A 15,035-nucleotide genomic window follows, 5' to 3' on the forward strand; every position below is an offset into this window, starting at 1 on the left:
GCGGTTGCCGTTAAGCCGTTGACCCCGAAGTTTTGACGCTGAAACGGTGCCCGGCTACGACCCGGGCGCGGCCGGGACCATCCAGAAACCGGCGACTTCGCCGGCCCCGGGCCCGGTCATACGGCGGTCGGCCTGGGCCTGGACCGGGCCGGCCGCAAGCTCCACCTGTGCTTGGGTGGCCTTGCCGCAGTCGAGTGTCAGTTCGAGTTTCCCTCCGTTCCGGAGGCCGTCCTGGGAGATGGAAATGTAGCTGGTCGGTGCACCGACGCAGGCGGCGGTGACCGTGTAGGTCCCCTTCGCCAGGGCCTTGACCGACTTGCGCAATCCGCCGCCGCCGATCCCGCCGACGCCTTCCAGGACGATCCCGCCCGGCCGGGCGCCGAGGACCGCTCCGAGGTCATCCAGGTTGCGCTTCTCCGCGGTGGCGACTCCCGGGTCCACCGGTGGCGGCAGCGAACGTGCCGGCCGTCCGGACCTGGTGGGCGCCGCCGTCGGATCTGACAGGTCATCGGTGTATTCACACCCGGCCAGGCCTGCTGCCGCGCCGGCCACAGCCAACAGCAGCGCGGTGCCGCGCATCCAATGTCTTCCCCGGTGGAGTGACTTGCTCAGTGACATGCCCTGAGCCTACTGGCAGACATGCGGGCACTCACGCGTCGCCGCTGGTGCGCCGCGCGGGCAAGGCAGCGGGCACGCCCGAGCGGCGCCCGCCGTCGGCTGCTGGTGAACGGGCTGCTGGTGAACCGGCTATTGGTGAACTGGCTATTGGTGAACAGCGAAGACTGCAGCGAAGTAGATCGTGGATACGAGGGCCAGGGCAGCGACGCCGTAGCCGATCACGAGGGCGGTGAGGGCCAGCCCGCGTCCCCGCTCACCGCGTGCCTTGATCTGGCTGAGCGATGCATGGCCGGCTCCGACGGCGAAGACAGCGAGAACCGCCACACTGGCGACAGCGGTGCCGATCACGGCCAATGCAGCAAGGGCCAGCGACACAATGGCCAGTCGGTTATAGTTCGTGCCCTGGCGCGTTTGTTGCGCAGACAACCCCACGAGTCCCCCTTCTCACGTAGCTGGGACGAGTCTAGTCCTATGGTTCACAGCGGCAGGGATCCGTCAGAACGCGCCCAGCGTTCGTGATCTATTGCCCCGGGGCCCGGTACGACGGCGTCTTCTTGGCTGCCGCGTCGAGGTCCTCGGCTGACATGAGCGGTTTCAGGTGCAGGTTCACGGCGCCGGTGGAATTGATCATCAGCGACAGGGCGACGGCGTTGGCCTGGTCGGGGATATCGAAGACCCCCACGACGTCCGTCTCCCCGAACGCGTAGTAGAAGCTTTCGAGTGAACCGTCCACGGACTTGAGGGCCTCGACGACCGCATCACGCCGCTTGGTGCCGCCCTCACGCATGAGGCCCTTGATCCCGTCGCCAACGTAGTTCGCTTCGAACAGATATTTGCTCATCGTTTTTCCTATCCTGTGACGCCCAGGACATCGGCCTCCGAAGCGTGCCCGCTCCCAATAATGGAAGGTCCGGGGCTGGTCCCAGAGTGGGGCCTGCCCACATGCTAGGCCTTCCGCTCCACCCATACAACGGTTTATTGGCGGGCCCCGAGTGCGCCCGCCGGGCTATCCGGCCCTACCGCCCGCCGGAGGACTGGAACATAATCGCCCTATCAACCCCGTACGGACAATGGAGGCGATCGACGTGTCTGTTTACACGCTCGGAATCTGGCTGGTGCATCCCGGCCGCGAGAACGATTTTGTGCAGGCCTGGCGGGACCTGGCCAGGAAAACGAAGGAGGATTTTCCCAACGCCAAAGCCGTGTTGATGCACGACCGCGACGTCAAGAACCGGTTCATCAGCACCGGCCCCTGGGAATCCCTGGAACAGATTGAGCAGTGGCGGGATTCGGCCCTGTTCAAGCAGGGCGTCGAGGCAATGAAGGACATGCTGGAGCATTTCGAGGCGCGCACACTGGACGAGGCCGCCAGCATCGGCTGGGACGCGACCGATATGTGAGTTTTCCGGGAGCCGGGTAGCCGCCGGCTGCCCGGCGACACATGCTATTCGGCCTGCAGCGCCTCAAATACCGCAGTCAGCAGGACATCGTTCCGGCCCCAGACGGGATCGAAGATTTCCACGTACCAGGCATCCGCCAGGACGAGGGCCAATGTCTCGTTGGTCTCGGCCGCCCAGTCCCTGAGCTGGTCTTCCCCGACCGGCCCCTCGCTGCTTCCGAGCACGGTTACGACCTCGTCGTCCTGGACGGTGGCCGGGATAGAGGCGCTGCTCGTCTCACCGGGGGCGTGCGCAACCGTCACCAGTCCGGTCCGGGTGGACAACGCCAGGAGGGCCGACGCTGTTTCCGGGCTGCAGAAAGCCGTCACGTAGGCGCGCTGCGCGAGGCCCCCGGCCTGGACGCCCGGCTGCGATTCCTTGGTGAAGAGCCCGTTGCGGTTGAGCCGGGCGAGCTCTCCGGCGATGGACGTGGTCTCGTCGTCGAACCCGGGCGAGAAAACCCCCGGTTGGTATTCGCTGTTGCCCTCCAGCCAGCGGGCGGTCAGCTCGCCTGCCGCGGGGATGGTGGTGGCCTGCCGCCAGACTTCGCGGTCCGCGAGAAGCCGGCCGAAACTGTCCCGTTCCGTCGTGAACCTGGCCTCCGACATTCAGGCCTCCTTTGCTGTGGGATGCGGTGCTGGGTGCGTCTGCGGGGCGTGGTGCTGCAGGAAGAGTGACAACCGTTCGCAGCTGACCTTGAGCGCCTCCAGTTCACGCCGGCTGTAGTCCTCGATGATCGCGTTGATGCGCTCGGCGAGGTGCTCGTCGTCGACCTCGAACTCGTGGGTAAGTGTGACCACGGAGAGCCCGTCCGCGGGCCGGATCTCCCAGTCGCCGCCGAGCTCCCGGAGCGGGGGTTCGAGGTCCAACTGGTGGAACTCGGCGCGGTGGCTGGCGGCATCAAAGACGCGCCAGCCGTGGCTCGAACTGAGCGAACCGTTGGAAACCACCGACGTGCGGAGCTCATGCGCGGTGTCGTCGCCGCCGACGCGCTCCGAGTACACCGTCAAGCCGTCGAGGTAAGGCCAGTGTGAGGCGTCCCGCAGCATGCTGAAGACAAGGTCCGCCGGGGCGTTGATGCCGAGCCGGTGCGTGGTCTGGTGCGTGCTCTGGTGCGTGCTCACTGACAAGTTCACCCCTCCTGTGTCGTGCTGTCACCCTGCAGGTCTTCTATGCAGGCTAGGCCAGTTGCGGCCCGCCGTGAACAATTCCTTCCCGCCACGTCACGCAGGGCAATCTTCGGTAACACTGGGCGTCCGCAGGCAGCGTCCGCGGACGCCGGATGAACGGGTATTACCGCCTGTATCCCTTGGTTTCACCCGGTTTCACGGCGCTTTGACCGGCTTTCGCGCGCCCCGGATAGTTGCTGGCACCAGCACCGCAGACCACCACTTTCAAGGAGAAACCATGTCGAGTCTTTCGTTCAAATCAGGCGTCGCCGTCGCGTTGGCGGCCACCACTGCCTTGGGTCTCGCGGCCTGCTCCGATCCCGGCGCCGCCGCGGACGGCGGCACGTCGGCGGCGCCGTCGTCCTCCTCCGGCGTCAAGCAGTTCAACCTCTCCCCGCAGCAGGACCGCATCAAGGCCACTGTGGATGCCGCGGCCGCCGCGCTGGTCCCGGACGCCATCAAGAAGGACGGGAAACTGACCGTGGCGGTGAGTCCGTTCGCGGCACCGCTGGCCGTATACGCTACGGACAACAAGACCCCGGTGGGCAATGAGGTGGATCTCGCCGTCGCACTGGCCGAGTCGCTGGGCCTGGAGGCCGATATTGTCCCGACCGCGTGGGCCGACTGGCCGCTCGGCGTCGACTCCGGCAAGTACGAGGCCGTGCTCTCCAACGTCACCGTCACGGAAGAGCGCAAGCTCAAGTTCGACTTCGCCAGCTACCGCGAGGACAAGCTCGGCTTCTACGCCAAGGCGGACAGCAGCGTCACCAGGGTCGAATCGGCCCCGGACGTCGCCGGTAAGCGCGTGATCGTCGGCTCCGGCACCAACCAGGAGGCGATCCTGCTGCGCTGGGATGAAGAGAACAAGAAGAACGGCCTCAAGCCTGTGGAGTTCCAGTATTTCGACGACGACTCCGCCTCCCAGCTGGCCGTCCAGTCCGGCCGCGCGGACCTCACCTTCGGCCCCAACGCCACGGCGGCCTACAAGGCGGCCACGGACGCCAAGACCAAGCTGGTGGGTCTGGTGGACGGCGGCTGGCCGCTGAAGGCCAGCATCGCCGTCACCACCAAGAAGGACAACGGCTTCGCCGCCGCGGCCCAGGCCGGACTGAACCACCTGATCCAGGACGGCAGCTACGCCAAGATCCTGGACCGCTGGGGGCTGTCCGAGGAGGCCGTAGCGACGTCGGAACTGAACCCGGCGGGCCTGCCAAAGAAGTAGCCCGCTGCCCGGAACGTCGATTGCTCCGTAACCGCCCTTCTGAGTCTCGAAAAGGGCGGCTACGGAGCAATCGATGGTGCTTGCTTAGGCCTGTGAGATGACGGAGTCCGCATCGACGCCGGCAGCTGTGCGCACCGGGGTGGCCAGGCCGAGGTTCTCCCGCAGCGTGCTGCCCGCGTACTCCATGGGGTACACGCCGCGCTCCTGCAGTTCCGGCACGAGGTGGTTGACGATGTCATCGAGTCCGGACGGGATGAGCCACGGCGAGATGTTGAACCCGTCGACGGCGCCGGTCCGGGCATACTCGGTGAGCCGGTCCGCGACCTCGGTGTACGAGCCGGTGAAGGTGGAGTCACCCCGGCTGGTCTTGGCCGAGACGAACTGGCGGATGGACAGGCCCTTCTCCTTGGCCTCGGCCCGCCACTGGTCGGCCAGTTGGCGGGCCTTGGCGCCATGGAAGCCGCTGCCGCGGGTTTCGGAGGTTTCTTCCACCACGGGGTCGATGTCCGGCAAAGGGCCGTCGGGATCGTAGCCCTGCAGCTCCCGGCCCCAGAACTGCTCGAGGTACGCGATGGCCTGCTGCGGGCCGATCTGCAGGCTGCGGACCCAGGCTTTCTTTTCGAGCGCCTCCCGCGGTGTGGCGGCGAGAATGAACTCGCTGGCGGGCATGATCTTCACGTCGTTGGCGCCCCGGCCGGCCCGAAGCGTGCGCTCCACGATGTCGCGGCGGAATTCGAGCGCGTCATCGAGCTGCGGGTGCGCGGAAAAGATGACGTCCGCCTGTCGGGCGGCGAAGTCCCGGCCCTCGGGCGAATCCCCGGCCTGGAACAGTACCGGCCGGTACTGGGCGCTGCGCGGCAGCCGCGGAGTGACGTCCACGGAGTAGTGCTGGCCGCTGTGGCGCACCCGCCGGACCGCCCACTCCGCCGACCACCGGGCCGCGGAGGCTGAGCCCGCGACGGCGGCGTCGCCCCACGCGTCCCAGATGCGCTTGGCGGTTTCCACGAAGGCCTCGGCGTGGGTGTACCTGTCCGCGTGGGCCAGGTAGCCGCCGCGGCGGAAGTTCGCGCCGGTCCAGGCGTTGTCTGTGGTGACGATGTTCCAGGCCGCGCGGCCGCCGGAGAGCAGATCCAGGGTGGAGAGCCGGTGCGCCAGGTCTGCGGGGTCGTTGTAGGTGGTGTTCTGGGTAGCGACCAGGCCGATGTTCGTGGTCACGGCCGCGAGGGCGGCCAGCGCGGTCTGTGCGTCGGGGCGGCCGGCGACGTCGAGCGCGTGCGGGCGGCCGAGGTGCTCGCGCAGCCGCAGGCCTTCGCCGAGGAAGAACGCCGCGAACAGGCCGCGCTCGGCGGTTTGGGCGATGCGCCGGAACGATTCGAAATCAGTCTGGGAGCCGGACTCGGCGCTCTTCCAGACGGTTCCGGAGTTGACGCCTTGGAAGAACACGCCCAGCTGGAGCTGACCTGACGGGGTGAATTCAGCGGTGGGGTGGCTGATGTGGCTCATGGTGAACTCCTTAGTTTTCCCTGCCGGGGGCAGTTGTTCCGGCTGTCACGGCGGCATACCGGCTTGCTGGCCGCGCCAGTCCCAGCTGCTCGCGGAAGGTGGCGTCCGGCGTGGTGGGCGCCAGGAGTCCGCGGCGGCGCAGCTCCGGCAGCACCAGCCGCGACAGTTCCTCCAGATCCGTCTCCAGCACCGCGGGGTGCAGGCGGACGCCGTCGGCCCAGGCCAGTACTTCGGCGAGCAGTTCGGTCAGCTCAGCCGCCGTCCCGACGAAACGCGCCCGCCGGCTCTGCCACGCTGCGTGGCCGTTCAGCCGGTCCAGCCGCTCCGCGGCGGCCTGGCCGCGGGAGTCCAGCACGACGTCGAGCTCGGCGATCAGCGCGGGCCCGGTCCCGCCGGCGGCGAGTCCTGCCCGCGTCGCCCCGAGCTCGGCGGCCAGGAGCTCGGGGGTCGGGGCCGAGACCAGGAGCGCGTCGGCCGCCCCGGCCGCGACGGCCTCCGGGGGGAGGAGCCCGGCCGGGGCGAGCACAGGGAGCTGGCCCTGGGGTGGCCGCGGAATGATCGACGGACCCTTGACGGAATAGCTTCCGGTCTCGGCGTCGATGTAGTGCAGCTTGTCGACGTCGAGGTAGCGACCGGTGGGGACGTCACGGATTACGGCGTCGTCCTCCCAGGAGTCCCAGAGCCTGCGGCTGACCTCGATCGAATCGGCGGCCTCCCGGGAAAGCCGCTCCCCGCGCGCGGTGTCCCGTCCGACGGCGGCGGCATCGGCTGCGCTTGGTGAGGCGGCCACCAGCCAGCCGGCCCGTCCGCCGGAGACATAGTCCAGGCTGGCCAGCTGGGTCGAGATGTGGAATGGCTCGGTGTAGACGGTGTCCACTTCCGGGATCAAGGCGAGGGAGCGCGTCACGGGACCGGCGAACGCCGCGCGCTGCAAGGCGTTGAGCCGGGCCGCGGCGTCCGGGCCCAAAGGATCGGGGTGCGGGTGGTCGGGGTGGGGGTGATCGGGGTCCGGCAGGCCCGGATCGGAAAACGTCACCGCATGGAACCCGGCAGACTCGGCGGCGAGCACAGCGCCGCGGAGGTGTTCCGGGGCCAGCAAGGACGCGGATGCTGTGCGGGAAACCCGCCGCGCGGCCGGGTGGCTGCCGGCGCCGTCGAGCTCCAGCAGCAGCAGGCCGTGTCCCAGGGGCCCGTCGTGGGCGGGAGGTGTGCTCATGATGCCTCCAATCGTTCGTAGGGGATCTGTTCGCCGGCTTCGATGGCCACCGGCAGGCGGTTCTCGGCCGGCGGCAGAGGGCAAGTGGCGAGATCCGTGTAGGCGCACGGCAGGTTCACCGCCCGGTTGAAGTCGAGCCAGACTGCGCCGTCGGCGCCCGGAGCCGGCACGGTGAGCGAACGGTTGGCCGCGTAAGTGCTCTTGCCCGACGTCGCGTCCGTGAAGAGCACCGTCAGCGTGCCCGGCGTGTGGCCGTTGAAGGCGGTGAGGCTCAGGTCCTTACCGCGGAGCCGGAATCGGATTTCCCCCGGGGCCTCGTAGACATGGTGGATTGCTTCGACCGCCGCGCCCACGGTGGTGGGCCGCGGTTCGGCGAACGGGATGAATATTCCTGAAATGGCATATTCGGGGGTGGGGGCGTAGGCGGGTGTCCCGCGGTAGCCGGTGAGCAGCGGGTTCAGGGGATGCCGCGGCCGCACCACATAGCGGCCCCCGCGTTTGGCGAGCTCGATCACGGTATGACCGGCGCCGGCATCTTCCACGCGCAGATTCAGGTCTTCGCGCTCGGGAATCGGGCCCAGGAACACCGTGGCTCCGATCCCGTCGGCGTTCAGTTCCTGCCCGTCGCGCAGGACGCGTTCGCCTGCCCGCAATTCCAGGCGAACAATGTCGTCCTCTACGCTCCACGTGCCCGGCGCGCCGTCCAGGCGGGCGGGCGAAGAGGCGAGCCAGTGCAGGTGGGTGACGGCGAGGAAGCCGTGGGGGTCGGCGCGGTGGCGTTCGTGCGCGGCATGCCAGTCCGCCCATGCGGCCTGGAATGCCGGGTCGGGACTGCGGCCCGGACTGTGGTCCGGACTGGTCCGGCGGTCCTGGCTGCCGGCGGCCTGGAATTCCGGGTCGGAGCGGCCGTCGGTGTCAGTGGGTGTAGACATGGGAGCTCCTGTGGTTGGTGTGGTCGGCTGTGACGCGGGCGGCGGCGTCGGGTTCGGTGGCGCCGCCGGTGTTGCCGGCGAGGCTGGCCTGCGGGCGGCCGGCATAGGGGTCGCCGTCGGCCCAGAGGGTGGTGGGCGCGGCGGCGCGGACGGCCGGAATGACCTCGAGGGCGAACCGCTCCAGGATTTCCAGCTGCTGGTCGAAGGGCAGCGTGGTGGGCAGCGAGATGGGCTGCAGGTCGTGGCCGTAGAGCGCGTGGTAACTGAGGATCTTGTCGATCACGTGCTCCGCGCTGCCCACCAGGGCCGGGCCTTCGGCGACGGCGTGGTCGATGTCCCGGTAGGGGGAGTTGTTGCCGGGAACATTCCTGCCGGTGGTGAGGGCCTCGTAGACCGGGCCGAAGTGCCGCTTGGCCTCCTGCGTGGTGTCCGCGATAAACACCCCGCCGGCGCCCGATCCGGAGCCAAGGTACTGGTGCCGGGGATCGTGGCCGTGGCGTGCATATTCTTCGCGGTAGTGGTCGATGAGCATCTTGTAGTTTTCCCGCGGCTGGATCGCGTTGGCCGTGAACAGCGGATCGCCCCACCGCGCCGCGAGGGCCGCCGAGGCCAGGCTGGTGGCGGAACCGTGCCAGACGCGCGGCGCGCCGGAGAAGGGCCGGGGCATGGTGGTGACGGGCTCTGTCAGCGCGGCGCGGAACGTCCCGGACCAGGTGAGGTTCTCTTCGGTCCAGAGCCGGCGGAGCAGGGCGTATTTCTCCGCGAGGAGCTCCCATTGATCCGCCAGGTCCAGGCCGAACAGCGGGTACTGCAGCACTTCGTTGCCCTTGCCGATCACCAGTTCCAGCCGGCCGCGGCTCAGCTGGTCAATCGTGGCGTAGTCCTCCGCGACCCGCACCGGGTCCAGCACGGACAGTACCGTCACGCCGCTCTGCAGCCGGATCCTGGTGGTCACTGCGGCGATGGCGGCGAGCACGGTGGTGGGGGAGGAGGAGATGAACTCGCCCGCGTGGCGTTCCCCGACCGAGAAGCTGTCGTAGCCGAGTTCCTCCGCCCGGCGCGCGGTTTCCACCACCTGGTTGAGCCGGTCCGCGGTGGAGACGATCGCCCCGGTGACGGGGTTCTTCAGGTGCGGGATGATGTCGAGGACCTGGAACTTCACGGTGTTTTCCCTGCCTCTGTTTTCCCTGCAGGGGCGGTACCGAAGTTGGCCTCGGTGACGGTCGTGGACTCGGGCAGGGCTTCTTCGGAGAGTCCCCAGCGGTCCAGGACCTTGGCGTAGGAGCCGTCCTTGATCGCGGAGTTCAGTGCGTCCGTGATGGCCGGGGCCAGGCCGTTGCCCTTGAGCGTGGTGGCCGCGACCAGGGTCTCGGAGGGCCATCCGGCGTTGACCTTGCCCACCACTTTGAGGTCGTCGCGGGTGTTTTCCCGGTACGTGACGGACGGGTAGGGCGCGAGGTTCAGGTCGGTGCGGCCGGAGGACAGCGCCAGGATGGTGTCGGCGTCGGAGGAGTAGTACTGCAGCACCGCCGGTGCCTTGCCCTTGGCCTCCAGTTCCTTGTTCCAGGCGAGCAGGATCTTCTCCTGGTTGGTGCCCGAGCCTACCGAGATCTTCAGGCCGGAGATGTCGGCGGAGCCCTTGATGTTGTAGCTGGAGCTCTTCTTCGCCTCGAAGCCCATGTACGCGGCGCGGTAGGTGGAGAAGTCGAAGAGCTTCACGCGGGCGGCGTTGATGCCCACATTGGAGAACACGGCCTCGAAGTCGCCGGACTGGGTCTTCAGGGGCCAGTTCTCCCAGGAGGTCACCTGGACATCCAGGTCCAGGCCCAGCTTGTCGGCGGCCAGCTGGGCCAGGTCCACCTCGACGCCGATCGGGGTCTTGTCGTCGGTGGCATGGAAGGACAGCGGAATCGCGCCCGCCGTCGTGGCCACGGTCAGCTTGCCGTCCTTGCCGATCAGCGCGGGGACTTTCGCGGCCAGGGCAGCGTCCTTCTCGGTCCTGATGCGCTGCTGGTCCGGCGAGGTGTTGTAGACGACGCCGTTGCGCGCCGCCGTCGTGGCCGGTTGCCCGCCGGCAGCCGCTGAGGCGCCGGGATCTGCGCAAGCACTCAGCGCCAGCGTGCCGGACAGGGTGCCGATGAGGACGACGGCGGGGAACGCCGCAGGCTTCCGCCGGGGACCAGTATTGGGAAGGGCGGTGCGGAGGGTGGGGCTGCTTGCCATGGGGGTGTTCCTTAGATGTTGAAGGCGGGTTCGATCACTTTGGAGAAAAAGCTCCGGGTGCGTTCTTCGCGCGGGTTGGTGAAAATCTCCTGGGGTGTGCCTTGCTCGACGATCTGGCCCTGGTCCATGAACACGACCGTGTCGGCGACGTCGCGGGCGAATCCCATCTCATGCGTGACGATGATCAGCGTCGTGCCGGACTTGGCGAGCTCGCGGATGACGTCCAGGACCTCGTTGACCAGTTCCGGGTCCAGGGCCGAGGTGGGTTCGTCGAAGAGCAGGATTTTGGGGTCCAGGGCCAGGGCCCGGGCAATCGCGACGCGCTGCTGCTGGCCGCCGGAGAGCTGGCGCGGGTAGGCGCCGGCGCGGTCCTTCAGGCCCACCCGGTCCAGCAGCTCCAGCCCGCGTGCGCGGGCCTCGGCCTGCGAAGAGCGGGGTCTTCCTGCCCGCGGCGCGACGACGGGCGCCTCGGTGACGTTTTCCAGCGCGGTCAGGTGCGGGAAGAGGTTGAAGTTCTGGAACACCATGCCGATCTCGGTGCGTTGCTTCAGGATTTCCTTTTCGCGCAGTTCGTGGAGCCGGCGGCCCCGGACCTCGTAGCCCACCAGCGTGCCGTCGATCGCGATGAACCCGGCGTCGACCTTTTCCAGGTGGTTGATGGTGCGCAGGAGGGTGGATTTGCCGGACCCGGATGGGCCGACAATCACGGCGACGCCGCCTGGCTCGACAGTCAGCGTGATGCCCTTGAGAACCTCCGTGGCCCCGAAGGACTTGCGGACCTTGGTGATCTCGACAAGGCCGCGGGTGGTTTCGGCGTCCGTGGCGGCAGGCGCCGCGGGGGTGTTAGTGGCAAGAGCGCTCATCGGGTGCCTCTTTCCTGGGTGGTTTCCCCGGTAGCGGGCGCATGCGTGGCGAGGAATTTGCGGGCCTTTTGCAGCGGGGTCAGGGGCAGCGTGCGGACGGCGCCCTTGGAGTAGTGCCGCTCGATGTAGTACTGGAAGACGCTCAGCACCGAGGTGATCACGACGTACCAGAGGGTGGCCACGAGCAGCAGCGGCAGGACCTGCTGGGTCCGGTTGTAGATGACCTGGACGGTGTAGAACAGCTCGGAATAGGCCAGGACGTAGACAATCGAGGTGCCTTTGACCAGGCCGATCACCTCGTTGAAGGCGGTGGGCAGGATGGCCCGCATGGCCTGGGGCAGGACGATCCGGGTGGAGCGCCGCCATGCCGGGATGCCCAGGGCGGTTGCGGCCTCGAGCTGGCCCTGGTCCACGGAGAGGATGCCGCCGCGGATGATCTCGGCGGAGTAGGCGGCCTGATTCAGGGTCAGGCCGAGGACGGCCGCGGCGAACTGGCTGATCAGGGTGGTGGTCTGCGCCTCGAAGAAGCGCACGTCCGTGAACGGGAGCCCTAAGCTGATTTTCTCGTAGAGGTAGCCCAGGTTGTACCAGAGCAGCATCTGCACCAGCAGCGGCGTGGAGCGGAAGATCCAGGAGAAGGTCCAGGAGACCGAGACCAGCAGCGGGGACGCGGAGAGCCGCATCAGTGCCAGGATGAACCCCAGGATGAACCCGAGCGCCCCGGAGATGGCCGTCAGCTTGAGCGTCTCCAGCAGGCCATTCACAATTGACTGGGCGGTGAACCATTGCGCCACCACGCCCCATTCCCAGCGCGGGTTGGTGGCCAGGGACCAGGCAATGCCGGCCACGCCCAGGGCGACGACGGCGGTGCCCACCCAGCGCCACGGGTGGCGGGCCGGGACCAGCCGGTAGTCGGCATAGTCGGTGGCGGCCTTGCGGCCCGCTGAACCGGAGCCGGCAGCTCCGGCCGGTGCAGTGTCGGGTGCGGATTCGATGCTGGCGGACGCCGGCTCTGGGGCGGACTGTGCCACCGGGGTTGCTGTTGAACTCATGCGCCACCTCGCTTCTTCCAGTTGCTGTGGGGGTACGGTTGGCTGCCAATCTAGGGGCGTGCGAAAACGCGCGGCAAGGCGGCAAGTTGCATACGTTCACGCAGGTTCGCACGGCGTCACACGACGTTTTCTTGCCTCGATTTACGCCGCATTACGGGGGGTGAACGGCTGTGACCGGTGCCTCGACCGGCCCCGTTTCGGGTGCCTAGCATGAGGGCTCCGCACCAGAGCCAGGAGACCGTCATGCAAGTGAATGCCCCATCCGTGGTCCTCATCGGCGGCGGCCCGCGCACGGCCGGGTTGCTGGAACGCCTCGCCGCAAACCGGCCGGAACTGTTCGCCGGTACGCTCCAGGTCCACGTCGTGGAGCCGCACACTCCGGGTGCGGGCAGGATCTGGCGCTACGAACAGCATCCCGGGCTGATGCTCAACTCCGCCGCGGCGGATGTCACGATGTTCACCGATGCCACCGTCCAATGCGAGGGACCGGCCATCGAAGGCCCCGGCCTGGCGGACTGGGCCGCCGGGGTCCTGGACGGCTCCATCGTGGATGTTCCGGAGCTGCCGCAGGAACTCCGGCGCCAGCTGGCTGCCCTCACCGGCTCCACTTTTCCCACCCGGCAGCTGCAGAGTGTCTACCTGGAATGGTTCTTCCGCCGCTCCGTCGCCGCGCTCGGACCGGACGTCACCGTCACGGTGCACCGGGACACCGCGTCCGCCGTCGAACTCGAAGAGGGCGAACCGGAACCCGGCGCCGAAAGCTACCGCGTCCGGCTGGCCGGCGGCGCGATGCTGCGCGCCGACGTCGTGATCGCCTCCCTGGGGCACACCGATTCGCTGCCCGAACCGGAGTCTGCCGCGTGGGCCGGTTTTGCCGCCCGGCACGGCGCATTCCACGCGGCGCCGAGCTACACGACCGACGTCGACTACTCACCGCTCGCCGCCGGCCAGGACGTGATTGTCTCCGGCATGGGCCTGGCCTTCGTGGACCTGCTGGTGCTGCTCATGGAGGGCCGCGGCGGCAGGTTCGAGGAGCTGCCCGACGGCGGCCTGCGCTACCGGCCCTCCGGTGCTGAGCCGCGGCTGTGGGCCGGCTCCCGCCGCGGCGTGCCCTACCACTCCAAGATCACGTCCACCCTGCGCGGTGACGCCGCGGGGGAACCGGCGTTCTTTACCGCAGACGCCGTCGCGGCGCTGCTGGACGGGCCCGGCGAGCTGGACTTCCGCGCCCAGCTTTGGCCCCTGATTGCCAAGGATGCAGGCTACGCGTACTACCGCGAGCTGTTCACCGGCTACCCGGGCCGGGTCCGGATTGGCTGGCAGGAATTCGCCGAGCGGTTCTCCGCCGCCCAGTGGTACAGCCAGGAGCGCCAGCGGCTGGTCACTGAGTCCGTCCCAGACGCAGAGCTCCACCTGGACCTCGAACGGCTGGACCATCCCTTCGCGGGCCGGGTTTTCGCCGGCCACGCGGACGCCCAGGCCGCGGTGGCGGCGTACATCGGCCGCGACCTTGAGCTGCGCACCGGGCCGGACCATTCGGAGACCCTGGCCCTGTTCATCTCGCTGCTCAAGTCCTATATGGACCTGGGCCGGCTGGTGCCGTCCGAGCGGCTCAACGCGCGCTCACAGCGCGATGTCCAGGGCTGGTGGCACGGCTTCTTTAGCTTCGTCGATTCCGGGCCGCCGCCGCGCAGGCTGCGGGAGATGCTGGCCATCCACCGGTCCGGGCTGCTGCAGTTCATTGGCCCGGGGCTGGAGATCGAGGCCGCGGAGTACTCGGGCCGGTTCGTCGCCCGCTCGGCCCAGGCCGGGATCACCGTGTCAGCGGCGGCGCTGATCGAGGCCCGGCTCCCGGCGCCGTCGGTGGCCCGCTCCGCGAACCCGCTGCTGCGCCAGCTGCACAGCTCCGGGCTCGGCACCGAACAGCAGCTCCTCACCGCGGACGGGACGCACGCGACGGGGCGGCTCCTGGTGTCCGCCCACAACGAGCTGATCAGTCCGGTCGGGGAGCGGCGCGAGCGGCTGTTCGGCGTCGGGCCCGGTACCTCGGGCTGGGGCGCCGGCGCCTTCGCCCGGCCCGGCACCAACGCCGCGCCGTTCCGCGAAAACGACGCCCTGGCCCGGCGCATCCTGAACCTCCTGGCCGAGACCAACACCGGCCAGACCAACAGCGGCCAGGCGGTGCCTCAGGCCGCCGCCGGCGGCGGAAAGGACCAGTCATGACCCCGTCACCACTACACACCCCGCCCGTGGAAACCCCGCCCGTGGACAACGCCGCGCTGACGGTCCTCAATCTCCCCATGAGCGATCCCAGGGTCCGGCCGCTCCTGGATGAGCTCGCGCTCGAATATGACACCCGCTACGGCAACCTCTTCGGCAGGGGAGCCGCCGCGGAGGAACTCAACCGCTACCCGGCCGAGGAATTCGCCGCCCCGGGCGGGGCCCTGTTGATTGTGCGCGAGAACGGCGAGTCCGTGGCGGGCGGTGCCTTCCGCCGGCATAGCCCGCAGACCGCCGAGTTCAAGCGGATCTGGACGCATTCGGCACATCGCCGCCGCGGACTGGCCCGGTTTGTCCTCGCCGAACTGGAGGCGCTGGCCGCCCGCCGCGGCTACCGGAAGGTCTACCTGACCACCGGCCCCCGCCAGCCGGAGGCGAAACACCTTTACCTGAACACCGGCTACGAGGCACAGTTTGATCTCTCCGCGGACCCGGAAACCATCGGACCGCTGGCATTCACCAAGGACCTGCCCGTAGGGTCACGCCGGGGGCCATCCCGGCGATAGAGTGCAGAACAG

16 protein-coding genes are annotated in these 15,035 nt (G+C 68.5%); 4 read left to right on the forward strand and 12 right to left on the reverse strand.

The window, feature by feature from the left end; all coding sequences use genetic code 11:
• Positions 1-54: 54 nt before the first annotated feature.
• The 3 genes from AC1DR1_RS07320 to AC1DR1_RS07330 form a co-directional block, all read right to left on the reverse strand.
• Positions 55-618 (reverse strand): hypothetical protein, encoded by a 564-nt coding sequence (locus AC1DR1_RS07320; RefSeq protein ID WP_229994889.1) that lies wholly within the window; start codon positions 616-618, stop codon positions 55-57.
• A 144-nt stretch (positions 619-762) separates the two neighbouring features.
• On the reverse strand, positions 763-1,050 hold the full coding sequence (locus AC1DR1_RS07325) for a DUF4190 domain-containing protein (RefSeq protein ID WP_229994888.1): 288 nt from the start codon (positions 1,048-1,050) through the stop codon (positions 763-765).
• 88 nt (positions 1,051-1,138) lie between these two features.
• Entirely contained in the window at positions 1,139-1,459 is a 321-nt protein-coding gene (locus AC1DR1_RS07330) for a GYD domain-containing protein (RefSeq protein WP_018774995.1), read from the reverse strand.
• Between the two features lie 229 nt (positions 1,460-1,688).
• Here AC1DR1_RS07330 and AC1DR1_RS07335 point away from each other — a divergent pair, with 229 nt between their 5' ends.
• Positions 1,689-2,018 carry an antibiotic biosynthesis monooxygenase family protein gene (locus AC1DR1_RS07335; protein WP_229994887.1) on the forward strand — a complete coding sequence of 110 codons (330 nt, stop codon included), beginning with the start codon at positions 1,689-1,691 and terminating at the stop codon, positions 2,016-2,018.
• A gap of 44 nt (positions 2,019-2,062) precedes the next feature.
• Here AC1DR1_RS07335 and AC1DR1_RS07340 read toward each other — a convergent pair whose 3' ends face one another.
• Both AC1DR1_RS07340 and AC1DR1_RS07345 read right to left on the reverse strand, forming a co-directional pair.
• Positions 2,063-2,665 (reverse strand): DUF6919 domain-containing protein, encoded by a 603-nt coding sequence (locus AC1DR1_RS07340; protein WP_229994886.1) that lies wholly within the window; start codon positions 2,663-2,665, stop codon positions 2,063-2,065.
• Positions 2,666-3,181, reverse strand: coding sequence for an SRPBCC family protein (locus AC1DR1_RS07345; RefSeq protein WP_229994885.1), 516 nt, complete (start codon positions 3,179-3,181; stop codon positions 2,666-2,668).
• A gap of 283 nt (positions 3,182-3,464) precedes the next feature.
• Between AC1DR1_RS07345 and AC1DR1_RS07350 the strand changes: the two genes are divergently transcribed.
• Positions 3,465-4,448, forward strand: a complete 984-nt coding sequence (locus AC1DR1_RS07350; RefSeq protein ID WP_229994884.1) for an ABC transporter substrate-binding protein — start codon at positions 3,465-3,467, stop codon at positions 4,446-4,448.
• An 84-nt stretch (positions 4,449-4,532) separates the two neighbouring features.
• Here the strand turns inward: AC1DR1_RS07350 and AC1DR1_RS07355 are convergent, their stop codons facing one another.
• From AC1DR1_RS07355 to AC1DR1_RS07385, 7 genes are read right to left on the reverse strand one after another with little or no spacing between them, the layout of a single operon-like run.
• Positions 4,533-5,951: an NtaA/DmoA family FMN-dependent monooxygenase gene (locus AC1DR1_RS07355; RefSeq protein ID WP_364746839.1), complete on the reverse strand. Its 1,419-nt coding sequence runs from the start codon at positions 5,949-5,951 to the stop codon at positions 4,533-4,535.
• Between the two features lie 10 nt (positions 5,952-5,961).
• The gene (locus AC1DR1_RS07360) at positions 5,962-7,167 is read right to left on the reverse strand and encodes an LLM class flavin-dependent oxidoreductase (RefSeq protein ID WP_476992408.1); all 1,206 of its coding nucleotides are present in this window, start codon (positions 7,165-7,167) and stop codon (positions 5,962-5,964) included.
• Positions 7,164-8,099: a DUF1684 domain-containing protein gene (locus AC1DR1_RS07365; protein WP_476992409.1), complete on the reverse strand. Its 936-nt coding sequence runs from the start codon at positions 8,097-8,099 to the stop codon at positions 7,164-7,166. The genes AC1DR1_RS07360 and AC1DR1_RS07365 overlap by 4 nt, the downstream gene beginning before the upstream one ends.
• A complete protein-coding gene (locus AC1DR1_RS07370; protein ID WP_476992410.1) occupies positions 8,083-9,261 on the reverse strand; it encodes an LLM class flavin-dependent oxidoreductase in 1,179 nt (392 codons plus the stop codon). The genes AC1DR1_RS07365 and AC1DR1_RS07370 overlap by 17 nt, the downstream gene beginning before the upstream one ends.
• Positions 9,258-10,322 (reverse strand): ABC transporter substrate-binding protein, encoded by a 1,065-nt coding sequence (locus AC1DR1_RS07375; protein ID WP_476992411.1) that lies wholly within the window; start codon positions 10,320-10,322, stop codon positions 9,258-9,260. Before AC1DR1_RS07375 ends, AC1DR1_RS07370 begins: the two co-directional genes overlap by 4 nt.
• Before the next feature lie 11 nt (positions 10,323-10,333).
• A complete protein-coding gene (locus tag AC1DR1_RS07380; protein ID WP_229996147.1) occupies positions 10,334-11,185 on the reverse strand; it encodes an amino acid ABC transporter ATP-binding protein in 852 nt (283 codons plus the stop codon).
• Positions 11,182-12,237: an amino acid ABC transporter permease gene (locus tag AC1DR1_RS07385; protein WP_229996146.1), complete on the reverse strand. Its 1,056-nt coding sequence runs from the start codon at positions 12,235-12,237 to the stop codon at positions 11,182-11,184. The genes AC1DR1_RS07380 and AC1DR1_RS07385 overlap by 4 nt, the downstream gene beginning before the upstream one ends.
• Before the next feature lie 243 nt (positions 12,238-12,480).
• Between AC1DR1_RS07385 and AC1DR1_RS07390 the strand changes: the two genes are divergently transcribed.
• A complete protein-coding gene (locus AC1DR1_RS07390) occupies positions 12,481-14,460 on the forward strand; it encodes an FAD/NAD(P)-binding protein (RefSeq protein WP_229996145.1) in 1,980 nt (659 codons plus the stop codon).
• Positions 14,457-15,023: a GNAT family N-acetyltransferase gene (locus AC1DR1_RS07395; protein WP_364746850.1), complete on the forward strand. Its 567-nt coding sequence runs from the start codon at positions 14,457-14,459 to the stop codon at positions 15,021-15,023. Before AC1DR1_RS07390 ends, AC1DR1_RS07395 begins: the two co-directional genes overlap by 4 nt.
• Positions 15,024-15,035: the final 12 nt, after the last annotated feature.

Source organism: Arthrobacter sp. P4_F10 (genome assembly GCF_056401435.1).